The organism is Acetobacterium bakii, from assembly GCF_001263355.1.
GTDB lineage: Bacteria > Bacillota > Clostridia > Eubacteriales > Eubacteriaceae > Acetobacterium > Acetobacterium bakii.
Genome location: NZ_LGYO01000012.1, coordinates 61,032 through 86,144, shown reverse-complemented (window position 1 = coordinate 86,144; position 25,113 = coordinate 61,032). Strand labels below are relative to the sequence as shown.

26 protein-coding genes are annotated in these 25,113 nt (G+C 44.9%); 3 read left to right on the top strand and 23 right to left on the bottom strand.

Annotated elements, in window-relative coordinates; all coding sequences use genetic code 11:
- Positions 1–143: 143 nt before the first annotated feature.
- From AKG39_RS06265 to AKG39_RS06255, 3 genes are read right to left on the bottom strand one after another with little or no spacing between them, the layout of a single operon-like run.
- Positions 144–1,292 carry a glycosyltransferase family 4 protein gene (locus AKG39_RS06265; RefSeq protein WP_083439447.1) on the bottom strand — a complete coding sequence of 383 codons (1,149 nt, stop codon included), beginning with the start codon at positions 1,290–1,292 and terminating at the stop codon, positions 144–146.
- A 5-nt stretch (positions 1,293–1,297) separates the two neighbouring features.
- Positions 1,298–2,173, bottom strand: coding sequence for an NAD-dependent epimerase/dehydratase family protein (locus AKG39_RS06260; RefSeq protein ID WP_050739521.1), 876 nt, complete (start codon positions 2,171–2,173; stop codon positions 1,298–1,300).
- Positions 2,170–2,841: a sugar transferase gene (locus AKG39_RS06255; RefSeq protein WP_278277923.1), complete on the bottom strand. Its 672-nt coding sequence runs from the start codon at positions 2,839–2,841 to the stop codon at positions 2,170–2,172. The genes AKG39_RS06260 and AKG39_RS06255 overlap by 4 nt, the downstream gene beginning before the upstream one ends.
- Before the next feature lie 289 nt (positions 2,842–3,130).
- On the opposite strand from AKG39_RS06255, the gene AKG39_RS06250 reads away from it, so the two are divergent.
- From AKG39_RS06250 to AKG39_RS06240, 3 genes are all read left to right on the top strand, one after another.
- Positions 3,131–3,355, top strand: a complete 225-nt coding sequence (locus tag AKG39_RS06250; RefSeq protein ID WP_050739520.1) for a DUF1659 domain-containing protein — start codon at positions 3,131–3,133, stop codon at positions 3,353–3,355.
- A gap of 56 nt (positions 3,356–3,411) precedes the next feature.
- Entirely contained in the window at positions 3,412–3,618 is a 207-nt protein-coding gene (locus AKG39_RS06245) for a DUF2922 domain-containing protein (protein WP_160316155.1), read from the top strand.
- Positions 3,619–3,837: 219 nt separating this feature from the next.
- A complete protein-coding gene (locus AKG39_RS06240) occupies positions 3,838–4,416 on the top strand; it encodes a sigma-70 family RNA polymerase sigma factor (protein WP_050739518.1) in 579 nt (192 codons plus the stop codon).
- On the opposite strand, the gene AKG39_RS06235 is transcribed toward AKG39_RS06240, so the two are convergent.
- The 20 genes from AKG39_RS06235 to AKG39_RS06140 all read right to left on the bottom strand — a co-directional run bounded on the left by AKG39_RS06235 (position 4,413) and on the right by AKG39_RS06140 (position 25,058).
- Complete coding sequence (locus tag AKG39_RS06235) at positions 4,413–4,931, bottom strand: VanZ family protein (RefSeq protein WP_050739517.1); 519 nt, start codon at positions 4,929–4,931, stop codon at positions 4,413–4,415. The genes AKG39_RS06240 and AKG39_RS06235 overlap by 4 nt on opposite strands.
- Positions 4,919–5,710, bottom strand: coding sequence for a tyrosine-protein phosphatase (locus AKG39_RS06230; protein WP_050739516.1), 792 nt, complete (start codon positions 5,708–5,710; stop codon positions 4,919–4,921). Before AKG39_RS06230 ends, AKG39_RS06235 begins: the two co-directional genes overlap by 13 nt.
- A gap of 171 nt (positions 5,711–5,881) precedes the next feature.
- Positions 5,882–7,756 (bottom strand): polysaccharide biosynthesis protein, encoded by a 1,875-nt coding sequence (locus tag AKG39_RS06225; RefSeq protein WP_050739515.1) that lies wholly within the window; start codon positions 7,754–7,756, stop codon positions 5,882–5,884.
- A 182-nt stretch (positions 7,757–7,938) separates the two neighbouring features.
- Positions 7,939–9,009, bottom strand: a complete 1,071-nt coding sequence (whiA, locus tag AKG39_RS06220; RefSeq protein WP_242852564.1) for a DNA-binding protein WhiA — start codon at positions 9,007–9,009, stop codon at positions 7,939–7,941.
- 291 nt (positions 9,010–9,300) lie between these two features.
- On the bottom strand, positions 9,301–10,305 hold the full coding sequence (locus tag AKG39_RS06215) for a gluconeogenesis factor YvcK family protein (protein ID WP_242852563.1): 1,005 nt from the start codon (positions 10,303–10,305) through the stop codon (positions 9,301–9,303).
- Between the two features lie 44 nt (positions 10,306–10,349).
- Positions 10,350–11,222: an RNase adapter RapZ gene (gene rapZ, locus AKG39_RS06210; protein WP_050739512.1), complete on the bottom strand. Its 873-nt coding sequence runs from the start codon at positions 11,220–11,222 to the stop codon at positions 10,350–10,352.
- A gap of 83 nt (positions 11,223–11,305) precedes the next feature.
- Positions 11,306–12,037 (bottom strand): PHP domain-containing protein, encoded by a 732-nt coding sequence (locus AKG39_RS06205; RefSeq protein WP_050739511.1) that lies wholly within the window; start codon positions 12,035–12,037, stop codon positions 11,306–11,308.
- 22 nt (positions 12,038–12,059) lie between these two features.
- The gene (murB, locus tag AKG39_RS06200) at positions 12,060–12,965 is read right to left on the bottom strand and encodes a UDP-N-acetylmuramate dehydrogenase (RefSeq protein WP_050739510.1); all 906 of its coding nucleotides are present in this window, start codon (positions 12,963–12,965) and stop codon (positions 12,060–12,062) included.
- A gap of 168 nt (positions 12,966–13,133) precedes the next feature.
- Complete coding sequence (locus AKG39_RS06195) at positions 13,134–13,892, bottom strand: ComF family protein (RefSeq protein ID WP_050739509.1); 759 nt, start codon at positions 13,890–13,892, stop codon at positions 13,134–13,136.
- 200 nt (positions 13,893–14,092) lie between these two features.
- Positions 14,093–16,306 (bottom strand): SF1B family DNA helicase RecD2, encoded by a 2,214-nt coding sequence (gene recD2, locus AKG39_RS06190; protein ID WP_050739508.1) that lies wholly within the window; start codon positions 16,304–16,306, stop codon positions 14,093–14,095.
- Positions 16,307–16,389: 83 nt separating this feature from the next.
- Positions 16,390–18,141: an NADH-dependent [FeFe] hydrogenase, group A6 gene (locus AKG39_RS06185; protein ID WP_050739507.1), complete on the bottom strand. Its 1,752-nt coding sequence runs from the start codon at positions 18,139–18,141 to the stop codon at positions 16,390–16,392.
- Positions 18,142–18,161: 20 nt separating this feature from the next.
- Positions 18,162–19,961, bottom strand: a complete 1,800-nt coding sequence (locus tag AKG39_RS06180; RefSeq protein WP_050739506.1) for an NADH-quinone oxidoreductase subunit NuoF — start codon at positions 19,959–19,961, stop codon at positions 18,162–18,164.
- A 19-nt stretch (positions 19,962–19,980) separates the two neighbouring features.
- Positions 19,981–20,379 (bottom strand): (2Fe-2S) ferredoxin domain-containing protein, encoded by a 399-nt coding sequence (locus AKG39_RS06175; RefSeq protein WP_050739505.1) that lies wholly within the window; start codon positions 20,377–20,379, stop codon positions 19,981–19,983.
- A gap of 1 nt (position 20,380) precedes the next feature.
- On the bottom strand, positions 20,381–20,929 hold the full coding sequence (locus AKG39_RS06170; protein ID WP_050739504.1) for an ATP-binding protein: 549 nt from the start codon (positions 20,927–20,929) through the stop codon (positions 20,381–20,383).
- A 7-nt stretch (positions 20,930–20,936) separates the two neighbouring features.
- The gene (locus AKG39_RS06165) at positions 20,937–21,407 is read right to left on the bottom strand and encodes an NADH-quinone oxidoreductase subunit NuoE family protein (protein ID WP_050739503.1); all 471 of its coding nucleotides are present in this window, start codon (positions 21,405–21,407) and stop codon (positions 20,937–20,939) included.
- A 275-nt stretch (positions 21,408–21,682) separates the two neighbouring features.
- Positions 21,683–22,399, bottom strand: a complete 717-nt coding sequence (locus AKG39_RS06160) for a PHP domain-containing protein (RefSeq protein WP_050739502.1) — start codon at positions 22,397–22,399, stop codon at positions 21,683–21,685.
- A gap of 2 nt (positions 22,400–22,401) precedes the next feature.
- Positions 22,402–22,734 carry an AraC family transcriptional regulator gene (locus tag AKG39_RS06155; RefSeq protein WP_050739501.1) on the bottom strand — a complete coding sequence of 111 codons (333 nt, stop codon included), beginning with the start codon at positions 22,732–22,734 and terminating at the stop codon, positions 22,402–22,404.
- A gap of 48 nt (positions 22,735–22,782) precedes the next feature.
- Entirely contained in the window at positions 22,783–24,117 is a 1,335-nt protein-coding gene (locus AKG39_RS06150; protein WP_050739500.1) for a [Fe-Fe] hydrogenase large subunit C-terminal domain-containing protein, read from the bottom strand.
- Between the two features lie 177 nt (positions 24,118–24,294).
- The gene (locus tag AKG39_RS06145) at positions 24,295–24,711 is read right to left on the bottom strand and encodes an ATP-binding protein (RefSeq protein ID WP_050739499.1); all 417 of its coding nucleotides are present in this window, start codon (positions 24,709–24,711) and stop codon (positions 24,295–24,297) included.
- On the bottom strand, positions 24,708–25,058 hold the full coding sequence (locus AKG39_RS06140; protein ID WP_050739498.1) for a DRTGG domain-containing protein: 351 nt from the start codon (positions 25,056–25,058) through the stop codon (positions 24,708–24,710). The genes AKG39_RS06145 and AKG39_RS06140 overlap by 4 nt, the downstream gene beginning before the upstream one ends.
- Positions 25,059–25,113 lie beyond the last annotated feature (55 nt).

Here is a 25,113-nt window from a genome sequence, read left to right as displayed (position 1 = left end):
TTTGCAAATGACCAAATAAATGAATCATGATTCTTTCAGCCAATCAATTCACCAACAGAAAAGTGAGTAATAGTCTTTTGAGGTACATTTATTATTTTCTAAATTTTTTATTATCAACGCCAATACATGGAATATACAAAGTTTCAATCAAATTCTTTATATATTTTTGTCATAGTTTTATTGACTCTATAAATATCAAACTTCTTACAAGCTTCTGCATTGTATTTTCCCATATCATTACGAAGTTTTTTGTTCACACAAAGTTTATCAAGTGCATTTGCAAAAGAATCAACGTCTCTAGGTTCACATACATATCCTGTTTTTCCATTAACAGAATAGTCTTTAATACCATTAAGATTTGAAGTAACAATCGGGAGCCCAGCTGCCATTCCTTCAATACCTGCAAGCCCTAATCCTTCTCGTGTAGATGGAAACGCATAGATATCAGCTAATTTACATAGTTCAGGAATTTCTTGCCTATATCCTAAAAACGATACTCTATTTTCCAAATCCAGCGACTTTGTCAGCTCTTTAAGTTTATAATCAAGTTGGCCTTTTCCACAAACAAAGTAATAGACATTTTTAAATTCCATTTTAGCCAATGCTTTAATAATTATTTCATGATTTTTTCTTTTAACAAGTTCTCCAACAGACAAAACCATAATTGCAACATCCGGTACTGATAATTCAGCGCGTTTTATTAATCTATCAACTTTACAATCAATAAACTTTTTAGTATCCACACCAACGCCTGGTATGTATTTTGTTTCTAATGCATGCATTTTTTTAACTGCTAAATTATAGTCTTCTTTATTAATTGTAATAAGGACATCCGTATATTTAGACAAATATTTTTCAATTGGATAAAATAGCCAATATCTTTTTCGTGAGCCTTTAAAAAACTGAAAACCATGTGCTGTATAAATGACTTTTAACCCTTCATTTCGTTTTTGTTTACATGCTATTCTTGCAATAACACCACCAATCGGTGAATGGCAGTGAACCAATGAATAATCATTCTTTTCTATCAAATATTTAAGTTCTTTATAAGCTTCGTATATTCCTCTTAAATTTTTCACACCTCTTGGTACGGGGATATGATAATATTTTATATTCTTCTCTGATAATTCTTTTTTAAAATTTTCTACTCTTTCATTTGTTGTTGTACTGCCAAATTTGAAATTACATGCAACTTCCACCTGATAACCCAACCCTTTTATGATCTGAATATTATCCATATTAAACTGATCAATCATTGAAGCTACAGAAGCAAAGACTAAAGCTTTTTTCAAAAATACTATACCTCCGTAATCTTAATCGATTCCCTAAAATCAACCATCCGATACTCCTCTTTATACTCACTCATCCCCTGCTCATAAACCAAATTCCCAAAGGCCTTATTAATCACCCCCGAAAAATTAGCCATAAACACGAGCATCGGATTAAAAAGCTTTGTCCGCCATATCCGTTGACCGTGCACCTGGGCAATCATATTAAACATTTCATCGGTTTTAACATACTCGGTGTTTTGAGGAAAAAACAAGCCCTGTTCATTATTGTTGATAATAAGCTGCATGAACTTACAGAGATTATCGATGTGAAGCATACTTCGTTGGTTATCAATGTCAGGAAAAACATTAATCTTCTGAGCATATTTAGATAACGTAGGATAATTGCCCTTTGAGCCTTTTCCATAAATCATCGGCGGTCTGAGAATGGCAACTTTGAATGAAGGATCTGCCAGAAGTTTGATGCCTTCTTCAGCCTGGAGCTTGCTGCTCCCATAAAAATTTGATGGCTGAGGGATGGTGTCTTCGTTGATGATTCTTTTTTTATTGATGTGGCTGCTGTCGCCGTAGACAATGATGCTGCTCATAAAGATGAACTGTTCAACCCCATCTTTTTTGGCCTTTTCTGCGGTTTTTATGGTCAAATCCCGATTTACCTTATAATAAAGGGCTTCTGTTTCGGCTGTGGCTTTTTTAACGTCCACGTGCGCAATCCCCGCCAGATGCAAAACAACATCATACGCCGAAAAATCTTTTTCCTTCCAAGACTCATCCCTCAGACTAATGGCATCAACCCGATATTTTTTAGAATGCAGGGTCGCCCATTTCCGAAATGAGGTTCCGATATAACTGCTGGCTCCGGTTATCAGTATTCTTTTTTTCATAACAAATTCTCCTCTGGTGGGTCATCTGAAGCTTGAATCTTCGTACTTTCCCCTGTATTTAGTTGACCGGTCCCGCCTTCCACAACCCCATCACCCTTCACCACACCCACAACCGTCTTATAAAAACATTTAATATCCATCCCAAAGCTCATCTGCTTAACATACTCGCCGTCCAGCTTGGCTTTCACATCAATGGGCAGTTCATCCCGGCCATTGACCTGGGCCCAGCCGGTAAGACCCGGCAGAATATCGTTAGCGCCGTAGTGGTCTCGTTCAGCGATTAAGTCGTACTGATTCCAGAGCGCCGGCCGCGGACCGATAATGCTCATTTGGCCCAAAAAAATATTCCAGATCTGGGGTAATTCATCCAGGCTGGTTTTTCTCAGGAATTTGCCCATTTTGGTGATGTACTGTTCGGGGTTTTCCATAAGATGGGTGGGAATATCTTTGGGGGTGTCGATTTGCATGGTGCGGAATTTCAGCAGATTGAAGTGGGTTTTGTGAATGCCGACCCGTTTTTGTTTGAACAAAACAGGACCCTTGGAATCCAGCTTAATGATGATGACTAGAATGAGAAGTAGTGGCGAGAGAACAATGAGTCCGGTAAGGGATAGGATGATGTCCAGGGTTCGTTTTATTTTTTGGTATAGGATGGTGGGCACCTCCAATCGTGGTTGGTTTTTTGTTGGTTACATGGGTTGGTGGTTTATGGCAAAGGCTTGTGTAATGCTATACGTTGCGGGCGATTGGTAATCGAACGTACGAGTTGGCATTAGGTTGAGTTATTGCCCGTTACGGTTGATGTATTGCCCTCAGTTTCGGGCGATTAATAATCGCCCCTACGGGATGTTGCATGGTTATGATTAATATAATAAACATTGGGTAATTAATAAAGTTTGGCACCTTTTTCTTGTTTTTCCATATATACAGTATACCACAAGAAAGGAGGTGAGCATAATGCCTGTAACTACTGATTTTCTGAGTAATAAGGTCCAAGTTCGATCGAACTACGGAATGGTGGATGGTAAGGAAACTATTAAGTCTAAGACTTATTCGAATCTGAAAGCATCTGCGTCGGATGATGATATTTACGCTGTGGCTGTGGCTCTTGGAGATCTCCAGGAACCCACCATGGAAGAAGTCATTAAAATTGAAAGCACCCTGTTGATTCCGGGCGTATAGCCTGAAACAGATTTAAGAGAAAGGAGGTGATTGATATGCCAGAAATTAAAGCAACGATGGCGTTTCAGCGGGCGGATGGTAAAAATTCGACCATTACCGTAGCTGATGCCAAAGAAAGCTTGACTGCTGTGGAGCTGAACACTGCAATGGATACGATCCTTGCGAAAAATGTGTTTGCGCCGGAAGCGTCTGAGCTCAAAGCCAAGGTGAGCGGTAAGCTCATCAGTACCACCACCCAGGATTTCATCATGACCGAGGTGTAATGCCGATTAAAGAACCAGAGCAAATTCTGGTTCTTTTTTTCAAGTAATTTTACCACATAAACTGATACTTTTAAAGAGTTTTTAACCGTATTTGTTAAAAAAATTGTGTTTTTTTTTACAAAATAGAAAATAAAGCAATAAAAAGGTTGCATTTCTTCGAAAACTGTTTATAATAAACTTATGAACGCGCGTTCCTCTATTTTCTCAAGGAGGGTTGTTATGAAAAAAAATGTAGTTATATTGTTGGTCCGGGGTGCTAAACAAAAGGATTCCCGTTGTCAGATTCTGTTGATTGAGGCGTTTCGCCCACTGATCCTATCGAAAATCAAACAATACGGATATGACCTGGGCGCCAGGGAAGATTATTTCAGTGAGGGCGTCTTGGTTTTACTGGAGTGTGTGGAAAACTTTGATGAGAGTTTAGGGGTGCCCTTTCCCGGATACCTGGAAAAGAAACTATTTTATCATTTTGTGAATGTGGCGAAGCGGCATCAGAATCTTTCATCTCTGGATGCCGTGCTTCCCAATGGGGATTCAACCATTTTGGACGGGTTGGCGGATGATAGCATGACAATTGAAGGGGATTATGTGCATCAGGAGGATTTGAATGCGTTGTTTGAATATCTCCCAAGACTCCGGGAGCGGCAGCGCTGGATCATTGAGGAGCATTATTTTAAGAAGCGGACGTTTAAGGAAATTGGTTTGCGCCTTGGGGTGAGTTCCAACAGTTTGGTGAAGCTCCACCGTCGGGCCATTGCGGATTTGCGAACCCATTTTGGGATGGGGTTGACGAATTAGGTTACATTCAATTTATTATTCATGAAGCGTTGGCGGATATTGAGGATTAGCCAGGCGATGAGGATGCCCAGGGCGGCTCCGGTGATGTCAATGAGGACGTCCCGGAGCTCGGCACTGCGGCCCAGTACGAAATGCTGATGAAATTCGTCGCTCATGGCGTAGAGCATACAAATTAACAGAGCCAGGAAACCCTGGGTCTGTTTTTTTTGGAGTTTGATAAAGCCGGCGACTTGAGCGGTTTTATACAGAGCCAGCATGGTGAAAAAGCCGAGAATAGCATAGATGCTGAAATGGGCCGATTTACGTACGGCAAAGCTGGCCTGCTGAATAATGATGTGCTGTTCATCGGCGCTGAGGTAGTTGAAATTGGAAACCACACCGGTGACAATCATCTCGGTGATGCCGCCGCTGAGCCGGGCGGATTCCAGGGCCGGCTGGGCGGAAAAGAAGAAGATCACCAGCATCCATAGCATTACCACTGACCAGAGAATGCGCCGTTTGTTTATTTTTTCCATATGCTTCCAAGGCCTCGTTTTTTCTTTTTGGAATTTTCATACCGGCTGGGATCGGTCGGCGTGATGAGTGCATCCACCAGCAGCCGTTTCGGATTTTCCACCAGCATGGTCGCTACCCGGGCCTCACCGATGAGGTTAACCGCGACTTCCCGGGCTTTGCCAAAAGCCTCATAGCTTTTTACCCGATGGGCATCGCTGACCAGGAAATGAACCATGTTGTGAGTCAGCAAAATTTCTGCTGTGGCCTTAGCGCTTTCGCCGTAAAATCCGGTCAGGCTTAAAATATTAAGCTGGGCCAGGGAACCGTGTTCCACCAGCCTGGCAAGGATGTTGGGGTCATTCTGAACAAATTCGTAGCGTTCGGGATGGGCAATGATGGGGGTATAACCCTTGCCCTGGAGCTTATATAAAAATATTTCAAAATTATAATATTCGTCGGAGTTTCTGGTCGTTTCCACCAATAGATAGCGGCTGTCATTCATGGTTTTAAAACTGCCGTTATCAATAAGATCCAGCACCGCGCTGTTGAAAAAAACCTCGTTGCCCAGAAACAGAAACATGGAAATGCCTGCGGCGCGCACCGCGGTCTTGAGCTTATTTAACAGTGCTTCATTGGCAGCAACTGGGGATTCGAAATTGGTGTCGACAATGTAGTGGGGGGTGAGGATCAGGGCGTCAAAGCCCTGTTTTTTTGCGGCTCGGACCATGTCGACGCTTTGGGCCATGGTCTGGGCACCGTCGTCGATGCCCGGGAGAATATGTGCATGTGAATCGATCATGTGTGTTCCTTTCGGTTTTAGGGGATTTGAAAATTATTCGTTGATTACATAGTTGCCGTAAGCTTTGATGTCAGTTTTCATAAACAATTTTGTAACGTATAGGCGAACAGTCGTTAGACTGTCCGCCGTATAGTGGAGAAATTGTCTTATGTAAACTGGCAGCGAAGCGATTTATAAGTTCGTGGTGGGTACGTAATCTGGTACCAGGACCTGTAACTGGTTGATGACGTCCTGGTCGGTACCGTTTTCGATGATGTCGCAGAGAATGCTGAGCTGGTCATCGATCCAGGGTTTTTCGAAGTGCTGGAGTTTCTCGATGAAGATGTCTTTGTGCTGGGAGCAGTCAAAGGCTTTGAGGTCATAGGATAATTCTTCGTAGAGCTTTTCTCCGGGTCGCAGACCGCTGAAGACAATCGGCATTTCGGTGTAGGGTTCGAAGCCCGACAGCAGAATCATCTTTTCGGCCAGTTCCAGAATCTTCACCGGCTCGCCCATGTCCAGCACGAAGATTTCGCCGCCGTTGGCGATGCTGCCGGCCTGTAATACCAGCTGGGTGGCCTCGGGAATGGTCATAAAGAACCGTTCGATGTTTTTATGGGTCACGGTGATGGGTCCGCCCTGGGCAATCTGTTCCTTGAAGATGGGAATCACGCTGCCGTTGCTGCCCAATACATTACCAAAGCGTACCGCCACAAAATCGGTGCCGTTGACTTCGTTGTAGGTTTGTACCAGGATTTCACAGACCCGTTTGGTGGTGCCCATGACGTTGGTAGGTTTAACGGCTTTATCGGTGGAAATCTGGACAAATTTTTCGACGTCAAAGGCCACGCAGGCATCCAGCAGGTTCCGGGTGCCCATGATATTGTTTTTGACGGCCTCCTTGGGTGTTTTCTCCATCAGCGGTACGTGTTTGTGGGCAGCGGCGTGGAATACCACCTGGGGCCGGTAGGTTTCAAAGAGCTCCTTCAGCCTGGCCTTATCCCGGACCGAGGCAATTTCCAAGTCGATGGTGGTGTCCATCGGGTTATCCTCGGCCTGCTTTTTAAGGTATCGCTCCAGCTCCAGTTCCAGATAGTATAGCGAGTTTTCATAAATATCCACAATGATAATGTTTTTAGGACGATACTGGATGATCTGTCGACACAGCTCGGAACCAATCGAGCCGCCGCCGCCGGTGACCATGACCACCTTGTTGTTGATAAAGGCAGAAATTTGATTTTTATCCAGCACCACCTCATCCCGATTGAGCAGATCCTCGATTTGCAGGTCCCGCAACCGGCTGAGGCTGACATCGTAATTCAGTATTTCACTGAAAACCGGCAGTATTTTTACGGTGGCCCCGGTATTCTTAGCTAATTCAGCCACTTCTTTGATGGTTTTGTTGTTTGCAGAGGGACAGGCGATGATAATCAGATTCACCTGACAGCTTTCCACAATCTCTTTAAATAGGTGTCGGTTTCCAAAAATAGGATACCCGTTAATTTTTTTTCCTTGTTTAGTAGGGTCATCATCCAGAAAACCAACCACCTTATAGGCATTTGGGCTGATCAACATATCTTTGAGGATTTGAACCCCGGCTTCTCCAGCGCCAAAAACCAGCGTTCGTTCAATGTTGGCGTTCATGGCATCCCGTTTTCTCATATTCAGCCGCCGGACCACCCGATAGGAAATCCGGCTGCCACCAATGAGAATAACATCCAGCATAAAGTTTAATACTACTACCGAGCCGGGTATCCACATGTGCAGACTAAAAAACATCAGGCTGGCCAGCACGTTGCCTAAAAATACTGCCACTATGATCCGGCCCAGCTCCTGGATGCTGGCATAACGCCAGAGGGTGTTATACATGTCGGCCGCCACAAATACCAGTATTTTAATATAAATGGCGATGCCCAGGTAGATACCTAAGTTCCAGAAAACTCCTGATGGCAATTCGAAATTATAACGCAGTAAAAAGGCAAAATAATAGGAAATAAAAAATATCATAATATCCAGAAACATCAGGACCATCATTTTGCCGATTCGTTCTCTTCTCGTTTTATTCATTGTTAGCTCCCATTTTTAATAATTTATAGTTACCCGCTTTTGATGGGAATAAACTTTAATTGATTTCACACATTGGTAATCGTCCTGGGGACAATGGTAAATCGTTGTCTTCAGGACAGTTTTTTCGACAAACTCATATATTGATTATAAATGGCCCTTAACTTCGGGTCAATGATTTCTCATTATTTTTTCATTTTCATTTCTTCCGCCAATTGGTTCAGTTTTCTGAGCCGATGATAAACTCCAGATTTGCCTACCGGTGGGTCCAGTCGCTGGCCCAGTTCTTTGATGCTGGCATCGGGGTAGTTTAAGCGGACTTCGGCAATATCATAAAGGTTCTTGGGCAGGTTTCTGAGTCCCAGGGTATCTTTGAGATAGAGGATGGCGGCGACCTGATCGTAGGATGCCACAATGGTCTTATTGAGGTTGGCGGTTTCGCAGTTCACCTGGCGGTTGATGTCGTTGCGCATTTCTTTGACAATGCGGATATTTTCCATTTCCAGCAGTCCCCGGTGGGCCCCGATGACGTTTAAAAAATTAACCACGCTTTCCCCTTCCTTAAGGTAAAGCACCCAGTGGGACTTTCGATGAATGAGATTGGATTTTATGTCAAATTTATCTAACAGCGTTTTGACGCTCAGAAGGTAAGTGGACTGATCCAGGGTTCCCGATGCTCGGCCATTGTGAGCGCTTGGGGCTTGGGTTTTCTTCCCTACCAGTTCCAGATGATAGGTCTTTTCGGGATTTGACACCGAACCGCAGCCTAAAAAAGCCCCCCGGATGTAGGCCTTGATTTTAGGGATTTTCTTTTTGATATTTTCCGGCACCTGATTGGTGAAAAATGCCTGACCGGCCTGATTAAAGGAAAGGATTTTAAGATCTTCCAGAATTCTTGTAACATCAGCCGAAGCTTCCACAAACACCAGATAGGCCCGATGTTCCTTGAATTTTTTGGTTTTTTCAATTTTGATTTTGGGCTTGATCAGATACAGGCCCTTAATCAGCTGATAACACCGAGCTGCCACCGATGGATTCTCGGTTTTGACCCCAAGACTCATGCCCCCGGCCTCATCCACCGCCACCACCGCAATAGCCCCAATAATCCCCGCCAATTCCGCCCGCTGCAGTTCCTTAGAGCCAAACGCCAGCTTGGACAGATCCTTTTTTAACAACGCCGAAAATGTCATAGTTTCCCCTTTCCTGATTTTAGTAGACAATTGCGATAATGCCGTGAGCTTTACGATCAGTTTCACACGAAACAATTTCTCCACTGTACGGCGTACAGTCTAACGACTGTTCGCCTACACGTTACAAAATTGTTTGTGGAAACTGCTCATAAAGCAACAATTGTTCGAAGTTTTTGAGTTTTGCAATTTCCTATGATTTTGATGATTCCGTAACAAACCTTTTGTGCGACCCTGTCGGTTTATATAAACAGTTTCGTAGCGTCTAGGCGAACATCTCGGAGAGTGTCCGCCGTAGAGCGTAAAAACTGTTTCATATAAGGGATAGTGGCGCTCACCAACCGTTTGTAACACGGCAACCTATTTCATATAGGTTTCGAAGATGCGCCGGGCCAGCAGGTGGGCGTCGTGGCGGACCGTGCCGTTTTCCATAATCACGAAATCGTCCTCGATGTATTCGTAACCGGGCATCGGCGTTCCCATAGTCACCACGTCCGCATTGCTTTTCCTGTATTTTTCCTCAATGCTTTTGGGCAGACTACCGTGATTCACTACCACGTAGTCGAAAAGATGCCCTTCTTTTTTATCCAAGTGGTTTTCAATGGCCCGGATGTGATCTTCATGGGTGAAACCGGTGGTTTCGCCGGGTTGGGTCATAATGTTGCCGATGTAAAAGCGCTTGGCCCGGCTGTCAAAGATGGCTCGGGCCACATCCTTCACCAGCAGATTGGGAATGATGCTGGTATAGAGGCTGCCGGGTCCCAACAGAATGAGATCCGCATTGCGAATCGCTTCGATGGTTTCGGGCAGGGGACTGATGTCTTTTTCCTTTAAATACATTTTTTTAATGGGGCTGTTCTTTTTCCGGGCGGTTTTGGGAATGCGGGATTCGCCTTCGACGATTTCACCGTTTTCCAGGCTCGCCATCAGCACCATTTCCGACAGCGTGACAGGGAGGACTTCCCCTTTGATCTGCAGCACGTCCGAGGTCCGCCTGACGGCGTCATAGAAATCCTGGCTGATGCCGTTCATCGCAGCCAGAAATAGATTGCCAAAGCTCTGACCATCCATGCTGCCCCGGGTGAAGCGGTAGTTGAACAGGTCCTGCATGACATTTTCGTCATCGGCCAGGGCTAGAATACAGCTTCTGATGTCGCCCGGTGGAGCGATTCCCAGATCTTCGCGCAGGGCCCCGGAGCCACCGCCGTCATCCCCCACCGTCACAATGGCGGTGAGTTTATCGGTGTATTTTTTCAATCCCCGCAGGATCACTGACAGGCCGGTTCCACCGCCCAGCACCACAACTCTGGGGTTTCTGACTTTAACTATATCTTTGAGGGTAAACTCCCTAATGTACTCTTTCATATCCATGGAGATCACATCCTTTATATTTATTGGTTGTCTTTATCCTAATCCTCAATCTGATTCTTGGTGATATCCCGGTGGGTGAGTCTGGTTTCATAACCCCTGGCTCGTAATGCCTCATCCAGTAAACAGGCATAGGTCACCGAGCGGTGCTGACCGCCGGTACAGCCGATGGCAATTTCGACGGTATTTTTCGAAACGTTGGTAAACTGGGGAATTACAAATTCCAGCAAATCCAGGAGTTTGGTGTAAAACTCCTGGGCCTGGGGAAAGGACATCACATAATCCCGGACGGCCTGATCTTTTCCGGTCAGCCCCCGGAGTTCTTTTTTATAAAAGGGGTTTGGCAGGAAACGGACATCAAAAACATAGTCCGCACCGGCGGGACTGGCGTACTTAAACCCGAAGGAATAAATATTGACCTGGGGTTTTGACTGATGTTCTTCCTTTTTAAGCAGTGACAGCAGTATCTTTTTGAGCTCATCCACCTTGATATTGGAGGTATCGATGACTTCATCGGCAATTTCTTTGAAATGACCCAGGGTTTTTCGCTCCTGTTGAATGGCTTCCAGCAGATTTCCGGTACATCCCGCCAGGGGATGGGTTCGCCGTGACTCCTGATACCGGGCCACTAAGACCTCGTCGGTGGCATCTAAAAAATAGAGTTCCACGTCCTTATGGTGATCCTTGTATTTTTTTATGGTGAAATTTTCGTCATCTAAAAAAACATCTCCCCGAATATCCGTAACCAGGGCAATGTTTTCGATGCCGGTGGCGGATTGCTGGCAAAGATTGAGAAAGATTACAATCAGCTGGGGCGGTAAATTATCGATGCAAAAGAATCCCAGATCCTCCAATATCTGTATTGCCTGGGACTTCCCGGCTCCTGACATTCCTGTAATGATGATTGTTTTCATGATGTTCTCCTTCTTTCTTAATGACTGCTGTGTCGTGCTGCCAGTTTATACTAAACAATTTTTCCACTCAACGTCAGGTCTTTTTACTCTGTAATGTTCACAATTCGCTCTAGCGGCAGGCCGGCGGCTTTGACCATTTCCGGGGCTCGGCCGATGCAGCCCAGGGCATCGCGGTGGTGGGCATCGCTGTTGATGGCAAAGTTGCCGTTATACTTCATGGCAATCTTGATTTCTTCGACGCTTAAATGATTGTGACGGGGGTTGATTTCCAGCAGGACGCCGTGTTTTGCCGCGGCTTTGGCTACGGCATCGATGTCAATGGGCATCTTATCCCCGGGGTGGGTGATGATTTTGATGTCGTAGCGTTCCATCATTTTAATGTAACAGCTGGTGTTCATAACCCGAACCCGCTTGCGCAGAAAGGGTAGCACTTTAGCGGCATAATTGGGAATGGCGAACCGGAAGATATCGAGAAAGCTGGCCGGGATGTAGCCGTAATGGTACCCGGCAAGAAAGTAATCGCAATACTTGCGCTCTTCTGCTTTGATGTCAATGTCGCCATTGGCGCCGATGATGTTGGATTCCACGGACAGGTAAATGTCGATATCGTCGTATTTTTGATTCAGGGCGTCAATTTCAGCCCGCATTTTGGCAAAGTTCCGTTTGCGGACCCCGAACATCGGATGGCTGCGGCCGTGGTCGGAAATGGTAATGGCTTTCAGCCCGATTTTTCGGCCCTGGTCCACCATTTCTGCGATGGTGTGTTTGCCATGGCTATAAGTTGTATGGGTATGCATATCGTGCGTTATTTTCATATTCTTCCTTTATGGTGTTATATCAATCCTCGCCGATGACGATGACTTCGGTTTGTAGGTCGACGCCGAATTTTTCCTTGACGCCGGCCTGAATGGCGGCAATGAGGTTTAGGATATCGGCGGCGGTGGCGTTGTTTTTGTTAATCACAAAACCGCTGTGTTTTTCGGATACCATGGCGCCCCCAAGGGTGTAGCCGCCAAAACCGGCATCCTGAACCAGCTTACCGGCGTAATATCCCGGTGGCCGTCTGAAGGTGCTGCCGGCACTGGGGTATTCCAGCGGCTGTTTATTCCGTCTCTGGGTATTGAATTCCAGCATCTTTTCCTTGATCTTCTGGTAATCACCTCTGGCCAGGTCGATGGTCACACCCACCAGGACCCAGGGATGTTGCTGCAGTATACTTTTTCGATAGCCAAAGTCGCAGGCTTCAACCGGTATGGTTTTAAAACTGCCATCCTCGGTGATGACCTCGATGCTGCGGATGATGTTTTTCATTTCGCCGTCATAGGCCCCGGCATTCATGGTCACACCGCCGCCTAACGATCCGGGAATTCCCGAGGCAAACTCAAGTCCGGTGAGTTTGGCTTCCAGGGCGATATTCGCCAGATCCTTTAAGCTGATTCCCGGCTCGGCAATCAGCGTTTCACCTTCGATGGTTACCTTATTCAGGGCCTTGGTCTGAATGATGATCCCCCGGTAGCCGCCGTCCCGGACCAGCAGGTTGCTGCCGTTTCCCATGATATAAAGGGGCTTACCGGAGGCCCGGCAAATTGCCAGTGCCTTGCCCAGCTCGGCCCTAGTTTGGGGTTTCAGAAAAAGATCCGCGGGACCGCCGACTCTAAAGGATGTATGATCTTTCATGGGTTCATTTCTTTTTATATTTTCAGCTGCCATAACGGCATTTAAGTTCTCAATTAATTTTTTCATAGGTTTTCTCTCTCCTATATGGGTTATTTTTCATTTTTGCCATACAAGCATACCATTTTTTCCTTGATTTTGCCACAAAAAAAAGACCTTATCCGGTCTTCTTAAGGATATAAACAGGCCTAATGGTGCCCTGAAATTCAGGCCTACTCGTGGTTTCCACAAAAGCGCCTATTCCGGTACCGCGCAAACGGTGACAATGTAAACTTTTCTTGCGCCTGCCTCTAATAGTGTAGCACTGGCTTCTGCCAAAGTTGCTCCGGTGGTGAGAACATCGTCCACCAGTAGTATGATTTTGCCCTGAATAGCTTCCAGATATTCGGCACTAAAGGCACCGATGAGATTATTCAAGCGTTCGTCTCTGCCCTGTCCCACCTGATGCGGTGTATCCCGACTGCGCCGCAGGCACTGGGGTTTTAGTTCCGGCATGTTTTGATTGGGTTTAACGTTTTGTGATAAACCTTCCAGTAACCCTGTGGCGATTTTTTCGCTTTGATTGTATCCCCGTTCCTCAAGTCGGCTGGGGTGCAGGGGTATCGGAATGATCAGGTCGATTTCCCAGATCCAGGAAACCTGAGTCAGGGCCTGGCCGATGTGATTGCCGGTCCAGATTCCCAAATGGGGACGGTTTTTGAATTTGATGGCATAAACCAAAGCCATCGCGGATTTTTGATAACTCAGCCAGGTGTAACCCCCGGCAAAGGGAAACCGGCCCACGCCACAGGGTTTGCAGGGGCGCTGCTTTTTTTCATAGACCTGGCGGCCGCAGGTCTTGCAGGTTGGACCGGTGATGAAGGGAAGATCTTCTTCGCAGGAACTGCACAGGAAGTTTTTGGTTATAAACAAAACCTTGCCGCAGATCGGACAGGTGCCGTTTTTTAAAAAGAGGTTGTTTTCCAGAAAGGTCATGAGCGCAGATTGAATGTTCATGGCGATCCTCCCGTTTTGGTTTAATCGATTGGTTTTGTGGTTGGGTGGTTGGCATGGGTTGGGTGTTTACCCGTGGACGTTGGATGTGTTGCCCAACGTTGCGGGCGATTGATAATCGCCCCAACGGGCCAGAGGTTACGTTCATTTTTCACACAAAATCCACGGGACGGAAATGACGTCGATTTTTTAATTCGTTTAGTTTAGATCATGGGGTTGTTGATATAATCGATGATGCGTTCTTTTAGGGCGGTTTGGCGCTCCTGGGAATCGCCGGATTTGATCATCTGGCGAAAGACGTAGTTGCTGCCCATCAGGATCAGGAGTTTTTTGGCTCGGGTCACGGCGGTGTAAAGGAGTTTGCGATTGAGAAACAAAGGTGGGCCTCCGACAATCGGCATGATCACCACTGGAAATTCGCTGCCCTGGCTTTTATGAACGGTCATGGCGTAGGCATGGGTGATTTCATCCATCTGGTCGAAGTCGTAAACCACGCGTTTGCCATCATTAAATATAATGGTAAAGCTTTTCTCCCGTTCGTTGATGGTTTCCAGAATACCGATGTCGCCGTTATAAATCCCTTCCCCTTCTTCAAAGCCGTTGACGTCTTCCCATTTCATGCGATAATTGTTTTTGATCTGCATGACTTTGTCGCCTTCCCGGTAAATGACCATGCCAAACTCCCGCTGGGCACGACTATCCGAGGGTGGATTAAGCACCCCTTGAAGTTCTTTGTTTAGATTGACGACCCCGACTTTTCCTTTTTTCATGGGCGAAATGACCTGGATATCCTGGATGCTTTTAAAGCCTTTGGCATTGGGGATGCGATAGGTAACCAACTCTAAAATATCCTTAAGGAGTTTATCCCCGTCGTTTTTGTTTAAAAATAAAAAGTCACTTTCGTTGTTGATGTCCGGCATGTGACCATGGTTGATTTCAAAGGCATTCACGGAAATCATGCTTTCCGCAGACTGGCGATAAATGCGTTCGAGACCCAACACCTTAACCACGTCACTTTCAATGACATCTTTAAGCACATTTCCCGGCCCCACTGAGGGCAATTGGTCGGCATCCCCGACCATAATCAGCCGGGTGCCCGGCTGGATGGCCGTGAGCAGGCTGTCCATTAGCAATATATCGATCATCGAGGATTCATCGACGATGATTGCATCCACTTCCAGGGGATTGCCTTCATCCTTGGAAAAACTGGGGAAATCCTCGTTTTGGCTAAACTCATATTCCAGCAGCCGGTGAATGGTTTTGGCTTCGTGCCCGGTGGTTTCGGTGATGCGTTTGGCGGCCCGGCCGGTGGGTGCCGCTAAGACGGTTTTTAAGCCCATTTCTTCGAAAATGCGCACAATGCCGTTGATAATGGTTGTTTTTCCGGTGCCCGGTCCGCCGGTAATGATGATAACCCCGTGATCCATTGCCGCGATAATAGCTTCCCGCTGTTTGTCATCCAGGGTAATCGACATATCTTTCTCGTATTTTTTTATTTTCGCTTCAATATCCATGTTGGGAATTTCATAGATCCCTTTGCTAATCCGAGCCATGGCCAAAGCGGTGTTATCCTCAGCCTCATAGAGATTGCGGGGATAATAAACGATTTGATCCCGGACGGTTTCTTGAATAATGCCGCCCATTAGAATGAGTTCACCCAGTTGATACACTATTTCATCGGCATCGACGCCTAAAATCCGGGAGCTGGTGTCAACCAATTCGGCTTCGGTCATAAAGGTGTTACCCCGGTTGTAGCATTCACTCAGGGAATAATTAATGCCCGCCAGAATGCGCCCGGGGCTGGTGGTTTCAAACCCCAGCTGTTCGGCAATCTGATCGGCTATTTTGAAGCCGATGCCCCTGATGTCGTCGATCATCTGGTAGGGATTATTCAGCAGCACCGAAATGGTATCGGCCTTGTAGGTCTTATAGAGCTTCATGGCCCAGTTGGCCGAGATCCCATAATCCTGGATCTGGATCATAATGTGCCGGACCTCCCGTTGTTCGGTATAAACCTCTTTAATCCCGGCCAGGGTTTTCTTGCCGATGCCTTTGATTTCGGACAACCGGTCGGGATTGTTATCCAGGATATCCAGAGTATCTTCGCCGAAATGCTTAACAATCGCCTTGGCCGTTTTTTCGCCAATCCCCGGCAGAATCCCCGAAGCCAGATACCGGGTAATCCCCTCGGTGGAAGTGGGGATTTCCATGGCATAGCTTTCCATGGAAAACTGATCCCCGTAATTTTTATGCTCGATCCAAAAGCCGGTCATTTTAAGGTACTCGCCCAGATTAAGTTCCTCAAAATTGCCAACCACGGTAACCATGTCCCCCTCAATATCAAAATGGGCTACGGTATAGCCGTTACTGCTATTTCTAAACACGATGTGCTCCACCGCTCCCTTTATCGTTTCCATTAACGCTCTCCTGTTTTTATTTAATTATAACACAAAAAAGACCCATTATTGGGTCTTTTTTGTGTGTTCAATCTATTTGCCGATTAATATAATTTTGGTTTTTGGCTATAGGTTGTATGGAGAATGTGATGGGCTTTATGGCCGTTTGGTTCTCCTAAATATTCTTCGTACAGTTTAATTACGGATGGGTTCTGATGTGATTTACGATATTTTAAATGTTTTGAATCTTCGTCATAAAGAACTTTTGCTCTTTCAGCACGAATATCCACATCCATTTTAGTTTTCGCAGATACAATCGGTTGACCACCACCGTTAACACAACCGCCTGGACATCCCATTAATTCAATGAAATGTGTATCAGCCAGTTCGCCAGCCACTAATTGTTTCATCACGGTATTGATGTTGCTACCGCCATGAGCAATGACTACTTTAACTGCTAAATCTGGGGTTACATCAACTGTTGCAGTTTTAACGCCTTCAACTCCACGAACACCGACATAGTCGATTTCTTGAATGTCTTTGTTGTTAAGAATGTCTGCCAGTGTTCTGACTGCTGCTTCCATAACACCACCGGTTGCGCCGAAAATAACAGCTGCGCCTGTGGATTCGCCATAGTAAGCATCAAAATCTTCATCTGGAAGCTGTGTATACATAATTCTAGCTTCTTTGATCATTCGCGCTAGCTCACGGGTTGTGATAGAGATATCAACATCCTGGTTGCCGTCAACGTTTAATTCTGGTCGCTGAATTTCATATTTTTTAGCAGTACAAGGCATTACCGATACAACAACCATATCTTTAGGGTCGATGTTATTGGTTTCTGCATAGTGGCTTTTTAATAATGCGCCAGCCATGTTCTGTGGTGATTTACAGCTTGAAAGATGAGGAAGTGCTTCTGGGTAATAAGTTTCAATGTATTTGATCCAACCTGGTGAACAGGATGTGATCATTGGTAGAACGCCACCATTGTTGAGACGGCCCAGAAGTTCTGTTCCTTCTTCCATGATGGTAACATCGGCTGCGAAATCGGTATCAAATACTTTATCAAAACCAAGACGTCGCAGCGCTGCTGCCATTTGTCCGGTAGCACGAGTTCCGATTGGATATCCGAATTCTTCTCCTAAAGCTGATCGTACTGCTGGTGCAGTCTGAACGATAACAGTTTTGGTAGGATCTTCGATTGCATCCCAAACACGCTGTACATCAGATTTTTCTGTTAATGCGCCGACTGGACAGTTAATGATACATTGTCCACAGTTGATACATCCAACATCGGCCAAAGATTTGCCGAATACTGGCTGAACCTGAGAAGTAAATCCACGTCCAACGCTTCCAAGTACGGCAACATTTTGTACATTTGCACAAACGGCCACACAACGCTTGCAAAGAATACATTTGGTTTCGTCTCTAACGATGGATGTTGATTTATTATCAATTAATGTTCCTGATTTTTCGCCTTCGAAAGGAATATCAGATACACCAATTTCTTTTGCTAAAGCCTGAAGTTCACAGTTTTCACTGCGGACACAAATAGTACATTCGCGATTATGGTTCGAAAGAATCAATTCTAAATTGACTTTTCTTGCTTTACGTACTTTAGGTGAATTGGTTAGAACTTCGATACCATTGGCAACTGGGTATACACATGCTGCCTGTAATGCTCTTGCTCCTTTAATTTCAACCAAACACATACGGCAGGCACCAATTTCATTGATTCCCTTTAAATAACATAGTGTAGGTATATCGATATTATTTAATTTTGCCGCTTCTAGGATGGTTGTACCTTCTGGAACAGTCATATCCTGGCCATTAATTTTAAAAGTAATCTCTTTCATCTCTCTGTCACTCCCCTATCCTAAGCCCTTGAAATTGAGCCGAATGGACAGGCTTCAATACAGGCACCACATTTAATACATTTTGCTGTATCAATGGTAAATGGTTTTTTCTTTTCTCCGGAAATCGCTTCTGCTGGACATTTTTTAGCACAAATACCACAGCCCTTACATGTATCTTCGTTGATTGTGTAGTTTAACAGATGTTTACAAACGCCTGCTGGACATTTTTTATCATTGATATGGGCTTCATATTCATCTCTGAAATAATGAATGGTAGACAGGACAGGGTTTGGTGCTGTTTGTCCAAGACCACAAAGAGCTGAAGCTTTAATGCCTTCGGCTAAATCCTGAAGTCGTTCGATATCGCCTTCAACCCCTTTTCCGTCACAGATACGTTCAAGAATTTCAAGCATTCTTTTGGTACCAATACGGCAAGGTGGACATTTACCACAGGACTCGTCCTGAGTAAAGTCAAGGAAGAAACGAGCAACATCAACCATACAGTTGTCTTCATCCATAACGATGAGACCACCGGAACCCATCATTGAGCCAATGGCGATGAGGTTATCGTAATCGATTGGAGTATCAAGCATTGATGTTGGGATACAGCCGCCGGAAGGACCGCCGGTTTGAGCAGCTTTAAAGGCTTTACCGTTGGGAATACCGCCGCCGATTTCATAGACAATTTCTCTCAGGGTTGTGCCCATTGGAATTTCTAATAATCCGGTGTTGTTGATTTTTCCGCCCAATGCAAATACTTTGGTTCCCTTGGATCGTTCGGTTCCTACAGAGGCAAACCATTCTGCACCATTAAGAATAATGGCAGTAATGTTTCCGTAAGTTTCAACGTTGTTAAGTACGGTTGGTTTTCCGAAAAGACCTTTGTTAGCTGGGAATGGAGGACGAGGACGAGGTTCGCCACGTTTACCTTCAATAGAGTTCATCAGGGCAGTTTCTTCGCCGCATACAAATGCGCCGGCGCCTAAACGAATTTCTAAATCGAAGGAGAAATCGGTATCAAAGATATTTTCTCCCAATAAGCCGTATTCTTTGGCTTGATCGATTGCAATCTGAAGACGTTTTACAGCGATTGGATACTCAGCACGTACATAAACGTAACCCTTGGATGAACCAATGGCATAAGCCGCAATGGACATTGCTTCGATCAGTGAATGGGGATCGCCTTCTAATACGGAACGATCCATGAATGCGCCAGGATCTCCTTCATCAGCGTTACATGCAACATATTTTACGCCGTCAGGTGAAACTGCATCATGAGTAAATTGCCATTTGAGGCCGGTTGGAAAGCCTCCGCCCCCACGTCCACGAAGACCAGACGCTTTGATAACGTCGATTACTTCCTGTGGTGTCATGGTCAAAAGCACTTTTTCTATTGCTGTGTAACCGTTGAATCCAATGTATTCGTCAATGTTTTCTGGGTCAATAACACCACAGTTAGCAAGAACAATACGTTTTTGTTTTTTAAAGAATCCAAGTTCATTGATTGATAATGGATGATGACCATCGCCTTTTTCAGTGTAAATCAGTCGATCCAGAGGACGACCTTTAACAAGATGTTCTTCAACCAATTCTTTAATATCGCTGGATTCAACGCGGCTGTAGAAAGTTCCTTCTGGGTAGACAATAACGACTGGACCCAGTTCACATAAACCAAAACAACCGGTTACAACAACTTCGATTTCATCGAGAATATCGTGTTTAATTAATTCTTTTTTTACTTCTTTCGCTAATAACATGGAACCAGAGGAAGTACATCCTGTGCCACCACAAATTAGTATCTGCGACCGTTTATATGCCATCTGTTCTTCTCCTCCTCAATTAAGCCTTAACTTCAGGACTGATAATTTTACCATCGACAATTGTCATGGTATATTCATCAACAACTTTTCCTGATGTTAAGTGTTGTTCAACGACTTTAGTAACTTTTTCCGGGGTCATATGAACGTAGGTAACTTTATTGCCTTCGCCATCGTATACTTCAACAATGGGTTCAAGACGACAAGAACCAATACAACCGGTTTGAGCTACAGTGACATCATTTAAACCATTAGCAGCAACCTCTTCCATGAGTTTTACCATGACAGGACGTGCGCCGGCGGCGATTCCACAAGTTGCCATTCCTACGACAACACGGTAACCATTTTTCCCGTGTCGTAAATTTATTTCATTAACTTTTTTATCTCGAATCGCTTTTAATTCAGCTAGGGACTTTGCCATATTATTCTTCCTCCTTTATTTCTTCGAGACCCTCTTTGACGAATTCACGTATCCAATTAAGGATATCAACTTCGTTAAGGGTAGTAACTTCCAGAGTCTCTTTTATTTCTCGTGTATCAAAACTAAATAATCGATGATTATAGTTATGTTCATAAATGAGGTCAGCCGCTCCAAAGGACATCACCATGGTAACAATCGTATCTGCCATGTTCCCTAGGGGAACACGATCGATATGATCCCTTCTGAATGATCCAATAACCTTTGTCCCAACCCCGAACTCTGAGGTAATCTCGAAAAAGCCATCACATGCTTCCGCTGCTGCTTTAAAAAGAGATAATCCCAACCCGACTTTTCGGGTGGTTCTGGATGTGACAAAGGGATCGGAAATCGTTGCAAGCTTATCGGCGGGAATACCGTTGCCATTATCTTCAATGATAATCGTCAGGTTATTGTCCGCTATCGATTCGCTAATCATCAGGGCTACGAGACTTGCTTCCGCTCGGATTGAATTCTGGGTGATATCAAGAATGTGAAGGGATAACTCTTTCATGTTTTAACTAGTATTTCGCTAAAATATCAGGGATATCTTTAACCGTAAGTCGACCAAAAACTTCTTCGTTAATCATCATAACAGGTGCTAAACCACATGCGCCGACACAACGTGTTGCATCAACTGAGTATTTTCCATCTGCTGTTGTTTCGCCGATAACGGTACCAAGAATACTGTTAACCTTGTCGATAATATCCTGAGAGCCTCTAACATAACAAGCAGTTCCCAGGCAAATCCCGATCTGGTACTTACCTTTTGGTGTAAGTGTAAACTGTGAGTAAAATGTTGCAACACCATAAACTTCTGTCAGGGGAATCCCTAAGTCATCTGCAATGGTACGTTGTAGTTCAAGTGGTAAATAGCCATATTTGTGTTGTGTTTCCTGCAGAATCTGCATCAAACAACCGGGTACATTTCTGTGCTCAGCTACAATCGCCTTTACTACGTCCAAATTTTCAACTGGTATTAATTCAGCCAATTTTCAAAACCTCCTAAATAAATAGTGCAAACCTTTACGCTTTTGACAGCATAGTTTCTAACGAGGTAATTATAACACATAACATTATATTTCGTTATATTTATAACAGATAAATTTTTTACCCTTTTCATTCGAAATATTTATGAAAACCTTTAAATGAGCTCTAAAAAGTAGTAGAAATTCTACCCATTTGGAATTTTAACAAAAAACGAGTAGAATTTTACTGCAAAAAAACAGGAATCGAAAAGATTCCTGTTTTTTTTGCTTTTTTATTGCTAACCAAGGTATTTTAATAGCGTTGCCCGCCGCATATCCTCAAGCTCTAAAAAATACTCCCTTTCGGCAATATCTTCCAGTTGATGGGCATCCGAACCGTGAATAAACTGATAGTCTTTAAAAAACATAAATTTTCTGGTGATCCCTTCAATGGGTTCCACCTTTGATACCTCGCATGTTTTTATCCTCAGGTCCGGAGGGATAAAGCCCAGGGATGCAATGATACTGTAGGATTTCCGATCGATGTGAGCCGGAACGATGATTCCACCGATGGCGGTGACGGTTTCCCAAAGCGTGTCGATGCCAATATCTGTGGCAGAAATAAGCAGTTTATCCACTTCTCCGATTATTGCATCGTTTTCATCCATGATGTATTGATTTCCAAAATGGTCTTTCCTGTTCATGATCTCCGGGAGATGAGCATACAGTATTTCGTCCAGCTCCATGGCCCCTTCGAGAGTTGGAAAGTATGCCAGCACGTGAGCCTCTTCTTTGGTGGTGACCTCGATGCCGGGCAGAACGCAGATTCCTTCGCCTATTTCCCGGGCCACTTTCATAACGGCCGGTAAATTTTTACTTGAATTGTGATCGGTGACGCTGATAAAATCAAGCTCTTTGATGAGTGCCATACCCACAATGTTGTTGGGTGTCATTTCGTCTTCTGCGCAGGGCGACAGTGCCGAATGGATATGCAGATCGATGGCTACCCGTTCCATTTTTATATGCCGGCGTTTCCGAGAACTTTGCACACCTCATAGGCATTGAGATTGGTCGTAATGATCGGAATGTTTTCGGTGGTGGCCCGCTCCAGGGTACCGTCTTCGAGTTCTGCACCTTCCGGAATAATCACACAGGCCATTTCCAGCAGGCTGGCCACAGCGATGACGTTGACATGGGTTTGAATGGTAATCCAGGCACAGCTGTTTTCGGCATTGGCCATGACCCAGCTCAATAAATCCCCCACATACCCGCTGATGATCTCGCCTTCAACCCCAGCCTCGGGGTTGGCACACACAAATTCACTGTTTAACAATAATTCACTTACCTTCATAACTACTCCTCTTTCTGCTTTAATCAAAACTTTTGCATATCTGGGGTTTTATTCGTTGCTTTTACCGGTGGGGAGACCCATTTGAAGTAACTCGTTGGTTACCTGGGAGAGCTCCATGATCCGGTCTTTGAGGATAAAGACGCAGTCGATTTCCCGGGCTTTGCCGGTGACGATATCTTCGGCCAGGGCCCGGCATCCCGGGGCGCCACAGGATCCACAGTCCAAGCCGGGAAGCTTGCTTTCAAGGACTTCAATTTCATGCATTTTCTCAATGGCTTTGTTGATGTCGGTGTCCAGGGGTTCGGGACTTCGGGGGGAAATACGTTCTTTAATGTGCATCATCCCGGAATTATAAATTTCTTTCACATATTCTTCGGGCATGTGCGTAATTGAAGTTTGTTTGGCCTTTTTGGCTCGTTCCTCAATATACATTTTGGCGACGTAATTATTTTCCACCGTCAAGCAGCCGCCGACGCAGCCGCCGATACAGGCCAGACCTTCGAAAAACTCGATGGTATCCAATTTTCCACATTCGATTTCTTCAAGGACGCTGATGACATTTTGAATGCCGTCCACATTGAGAACATTCTTATTTTTCAGATAGTTACTTTCGCCGCCTGACAGTGCCCAACCAAAGGCTTCCGGCGTTGAATTCTGCAGCACTTCTCCTGGATTGACTTCATTTAAATAGGTTAAAACATCACTGTAAATATCTTTGATGGCGATGGCACCATCAATATTGGCATAAAGATCATCCTCGCAGCAAAGCGGGTTGTTGACCATAGTTGCTTTTGCCGCACACGGGGTAATGAAAAAAATACCGACATCGCTGTTCTTAATCTGATGCTGTTCTTTTAATCGTTTTCTTACCAATCTGGCGGTGACGGCCATTGGGGATTTCAGGCGGCAGATATTATCTGTAAGCTCTGGAAAACGGACCTGAATCAACTTCACCACCGCGGGACAGGCCGATGATATGAGTGGTTTGGGATAACGTTTAGCATGATATTCATACTTCAGTGCTCTCCCCACAACTTCGGCTCCATAGGCAACCTCGACGACTTCATCAAAGCCCAGGGACTTTATCCCTGATAAAATCCGGTCGATGGAGTATTTGGTTTTAAATTGTCCAATAATAGCCGGGGCCGGAATCGCGACTTTATATTTATAATTACGAATGCTGGACAGGGGATCAGTTTTTGCCAGTTTGGCGTGGTGCGGGCAAATCCGAATGCATTCCCCGCAGTCAATGCATTTAGACTCAATGATGGTCGCCTTACCACCACGAACACGAATGGCTCCAGTCGGGCAATTTCTAACACAGGTGGTGCAGCCCAGACACTTTTCCTCATCCAAATAGACGGAATGAAGTAATTTTTCCATAATCGGTCACGGTCCTTTCTGATCGTTATTCGTTAAGCAAACTGTATGCTTCCTTGGTGTCTTCCTTATATAAAACAATTTTTACACTCTTCATCGGACACTCTACGAGATGTCCGCCTCAACGTTACAAAATTGTTTATATAAGGAGACACCAAGGTATCTAGGTTTTACTTTCAGTTAAAGCAGGAAGCTCATGACGATTTTTGTGCCGACGTCAACTTGGGAGGTGATGTCGAATTCGTCGGCGTTTCTGACCATGTTGGGGAGTCCCATGCCGGCGCCGAAACCCATTTGACGGACTTCGTCGCCGGCGGTGGACCATCCCTGGGTCATGGCCAGATCGATGTCGGGTATTCCCGGACCCACATCTTCAATGGTCAGCGTCAATTTACTTTCCCCGACCTCCAGTAGGATTTTTCCGCCCAGAGAGTGGATGGCAAGGTTCATTTCACCTTCGTAGCCGGCAATGGCTATTTTTCGAACGATTTTATTGGTCACACCAAGCTGCTGAAGGGTATGTTTGATTTTTCTTGATGCTTCTCCGGCTTTGTCAAAGTCGCCGCGTTTCACATCAAAGACGATTTCATAACTCATCGAATATGGGCTCCTATCAGTCCATTCTGATATAACAGACCGCAGGATTCAAAGAGAATGTATTTTGTGGTCATCACAAGAATATTCATTTCTTTAGCCATTTGGATGACTTCCTCGCTGGGAACCTTGCTTCTTACAAAAATAATACTATTCATATTTGCCATATCCGCTGTGTTAAGGACCTGTTTATTCACTAGACCTGTGAGTAAGACGGCATCTTCTCTTGCATAACATAATACATCGCTCATAAGATCGCAGCCAAAACCTGAATATACCTCATCTTCGAGGTGGCTTTCTCCTGATAAAACTTCGGCGTTAAGGATATCTCTAATCAGACTTAATTTCACAGATTCACTCTCCTTTATTTGTCATTTGTTTCATATATTCATTGTAAAGGATTTC

Excerpts from the sequence above, each read along its gene's own strand:
- AKG39_RS06180 (WP_050739506.1), bottom strand. The coding sequence starts at position 19,961 with ATGGCATATAAACGGTCGCAGATACTAATTTGTGGTGGCACAGGATGT.
- AKG39_RS06145 (WP_050739499.1), bottom strand. The coding sequence starts at position 24,711 with ATGAGTTATGAAATCGTCTTTGATGTGAAACGCGGCGACTTTGACAAA.
- AKG39_RS06250 (WP_050739520.1), top strand. The coding sequence starts at position 3,131 with ATGCCTGTAACTACTGATTTTCTGAGTAATAAGGTCCAAGTTCGATCG.
- AKG39_RS06230 (WP_050739516.1), bottom strand. The coding sequence starts at position 5,710 with ATGATCGATTCACATGCACATATTCTCCCGGGCATCGACGACGGTGCC.
- AKG39_RS06150 (WP_050739500.1), bottom strand. The coding sequence starts at position 24,117 with ATGGAAAAATTACTTCATTCCGTCTATTTGGATGAGGAAAAGTGTCTG.
- AKG39_RS06235 (WP_050739517.1), bottom strand. The coding sequence starts at position 4,931 with ATGGAAAAAATAAACAAACGGCGCATTCTCTGGTCAGTGGTAATGCTA.
- rapZ (WP_050739512.1), bottom strand. The coding sequence starts at position 11,222 with ATGAAAACAATCATCATTACAGGAATGTCAGGAGCCGGGAAGTCCCAG.
- recD2 (WP_050739508.1), bottom strand. The coding sequence starts at position 16,306 with ATGGAAACGATAAAGGGAGCGGTGGAGCACATCGTGTTTAGAAATAGC.
- AKG39_RS06155 (WP_050739501.1), bottom strand. The coding sequence starts at position 22,734 with ATGAAGGTAAGTGAATTATTGTTAAACAGTGAATTTGTGTGTGCCAAC.
- AKG39_RS06170 (WP_050739504.1), bottom strand. The coding sequence starts at position 20,929 with ATGAAAGAGTTATCCCTTCACATTCTTGATATCACCCAGAATTCAATC.
- murB (WP_050739510.1), bottom strand. The coding sequence starts at position 12,965 with ATGAAAAAATTAATTGAGAACTTAAATGCCGTTATGGCAGCTGAAAAT.
- AKG39_RS06160 (WP_050739502.1), bottom strand. The coding sequence starts at position 22,399 with ATGGAACGGGTAGCCATCGATCTGCATATCCATTCGGCACTGTCGCCC.
- AKG39_RS06215 (WP_242852563.1), bottom strand. The coding sequence starts at position 10,305 with ATGAAAGAGTACATTAGGGAGTTTACCCTCAAAGATATAGTTAAAGTC.
- AKG39_RS06245 (WP_160316155.1), top strand. The coding sequence starts at position 3,412 with ATGGCGTTTCAGCGGGCGGATGGTAAAAATTCGACCATTACCGTAGCT.
- AKG39_RS06240 (WP_050739518.1), top strand. The coding sequence starts at position 3,838 with ATGAAAAAAAATGTAGTTATATTGTTGGTCCGGGGTGCTAAACAAAAG.
- AKG39_RS06260 (WP_050739521.1), bottom strand. The coding sequence starts at position 2,173 with ATGAAAAAAAGAATACTGATAACCGGAGCCAGCAGTTATATCGGAACC.
- AKG39_RS06205 (WP_050739511.1), bottom strand. The coding sequence starts at position 12,037 with ATGAAAATAACGCACGATATGCATACCCATACAACTTATAGCCATGGC.
- AKG39_RS06225 (WP_050739515.1), bottom strand. The coding sequence starts at position 7,756 with ATGAATAAAACGAGAAGAGAACGAATCGGCAAAATGATGGTCCTGATG.
- AKG39_RS06175 (WP_050739505.1), bottom strand. The coding sequence starts at position 20,379 with ATGGCAAAGTCCCTAGCTGAATTAAAAGCGATTCGAGATAAAAAAGTT.
- AKG39_RS06195 (WP_050739509.1), bottom strand. The coding sequence starts at position 13,892 with ATGAACATTCAATCTGCGCTCATGACCTTTCTGGAAAACAACCTCTTT.
- AKG39_RS06185 (WP_050739507.1), bottom strand. The coding sequence starts at position 18,141 with ATGAAAGAGATTACTTTTAAAATTAATGGCCAGGATATGACTGTTCCA.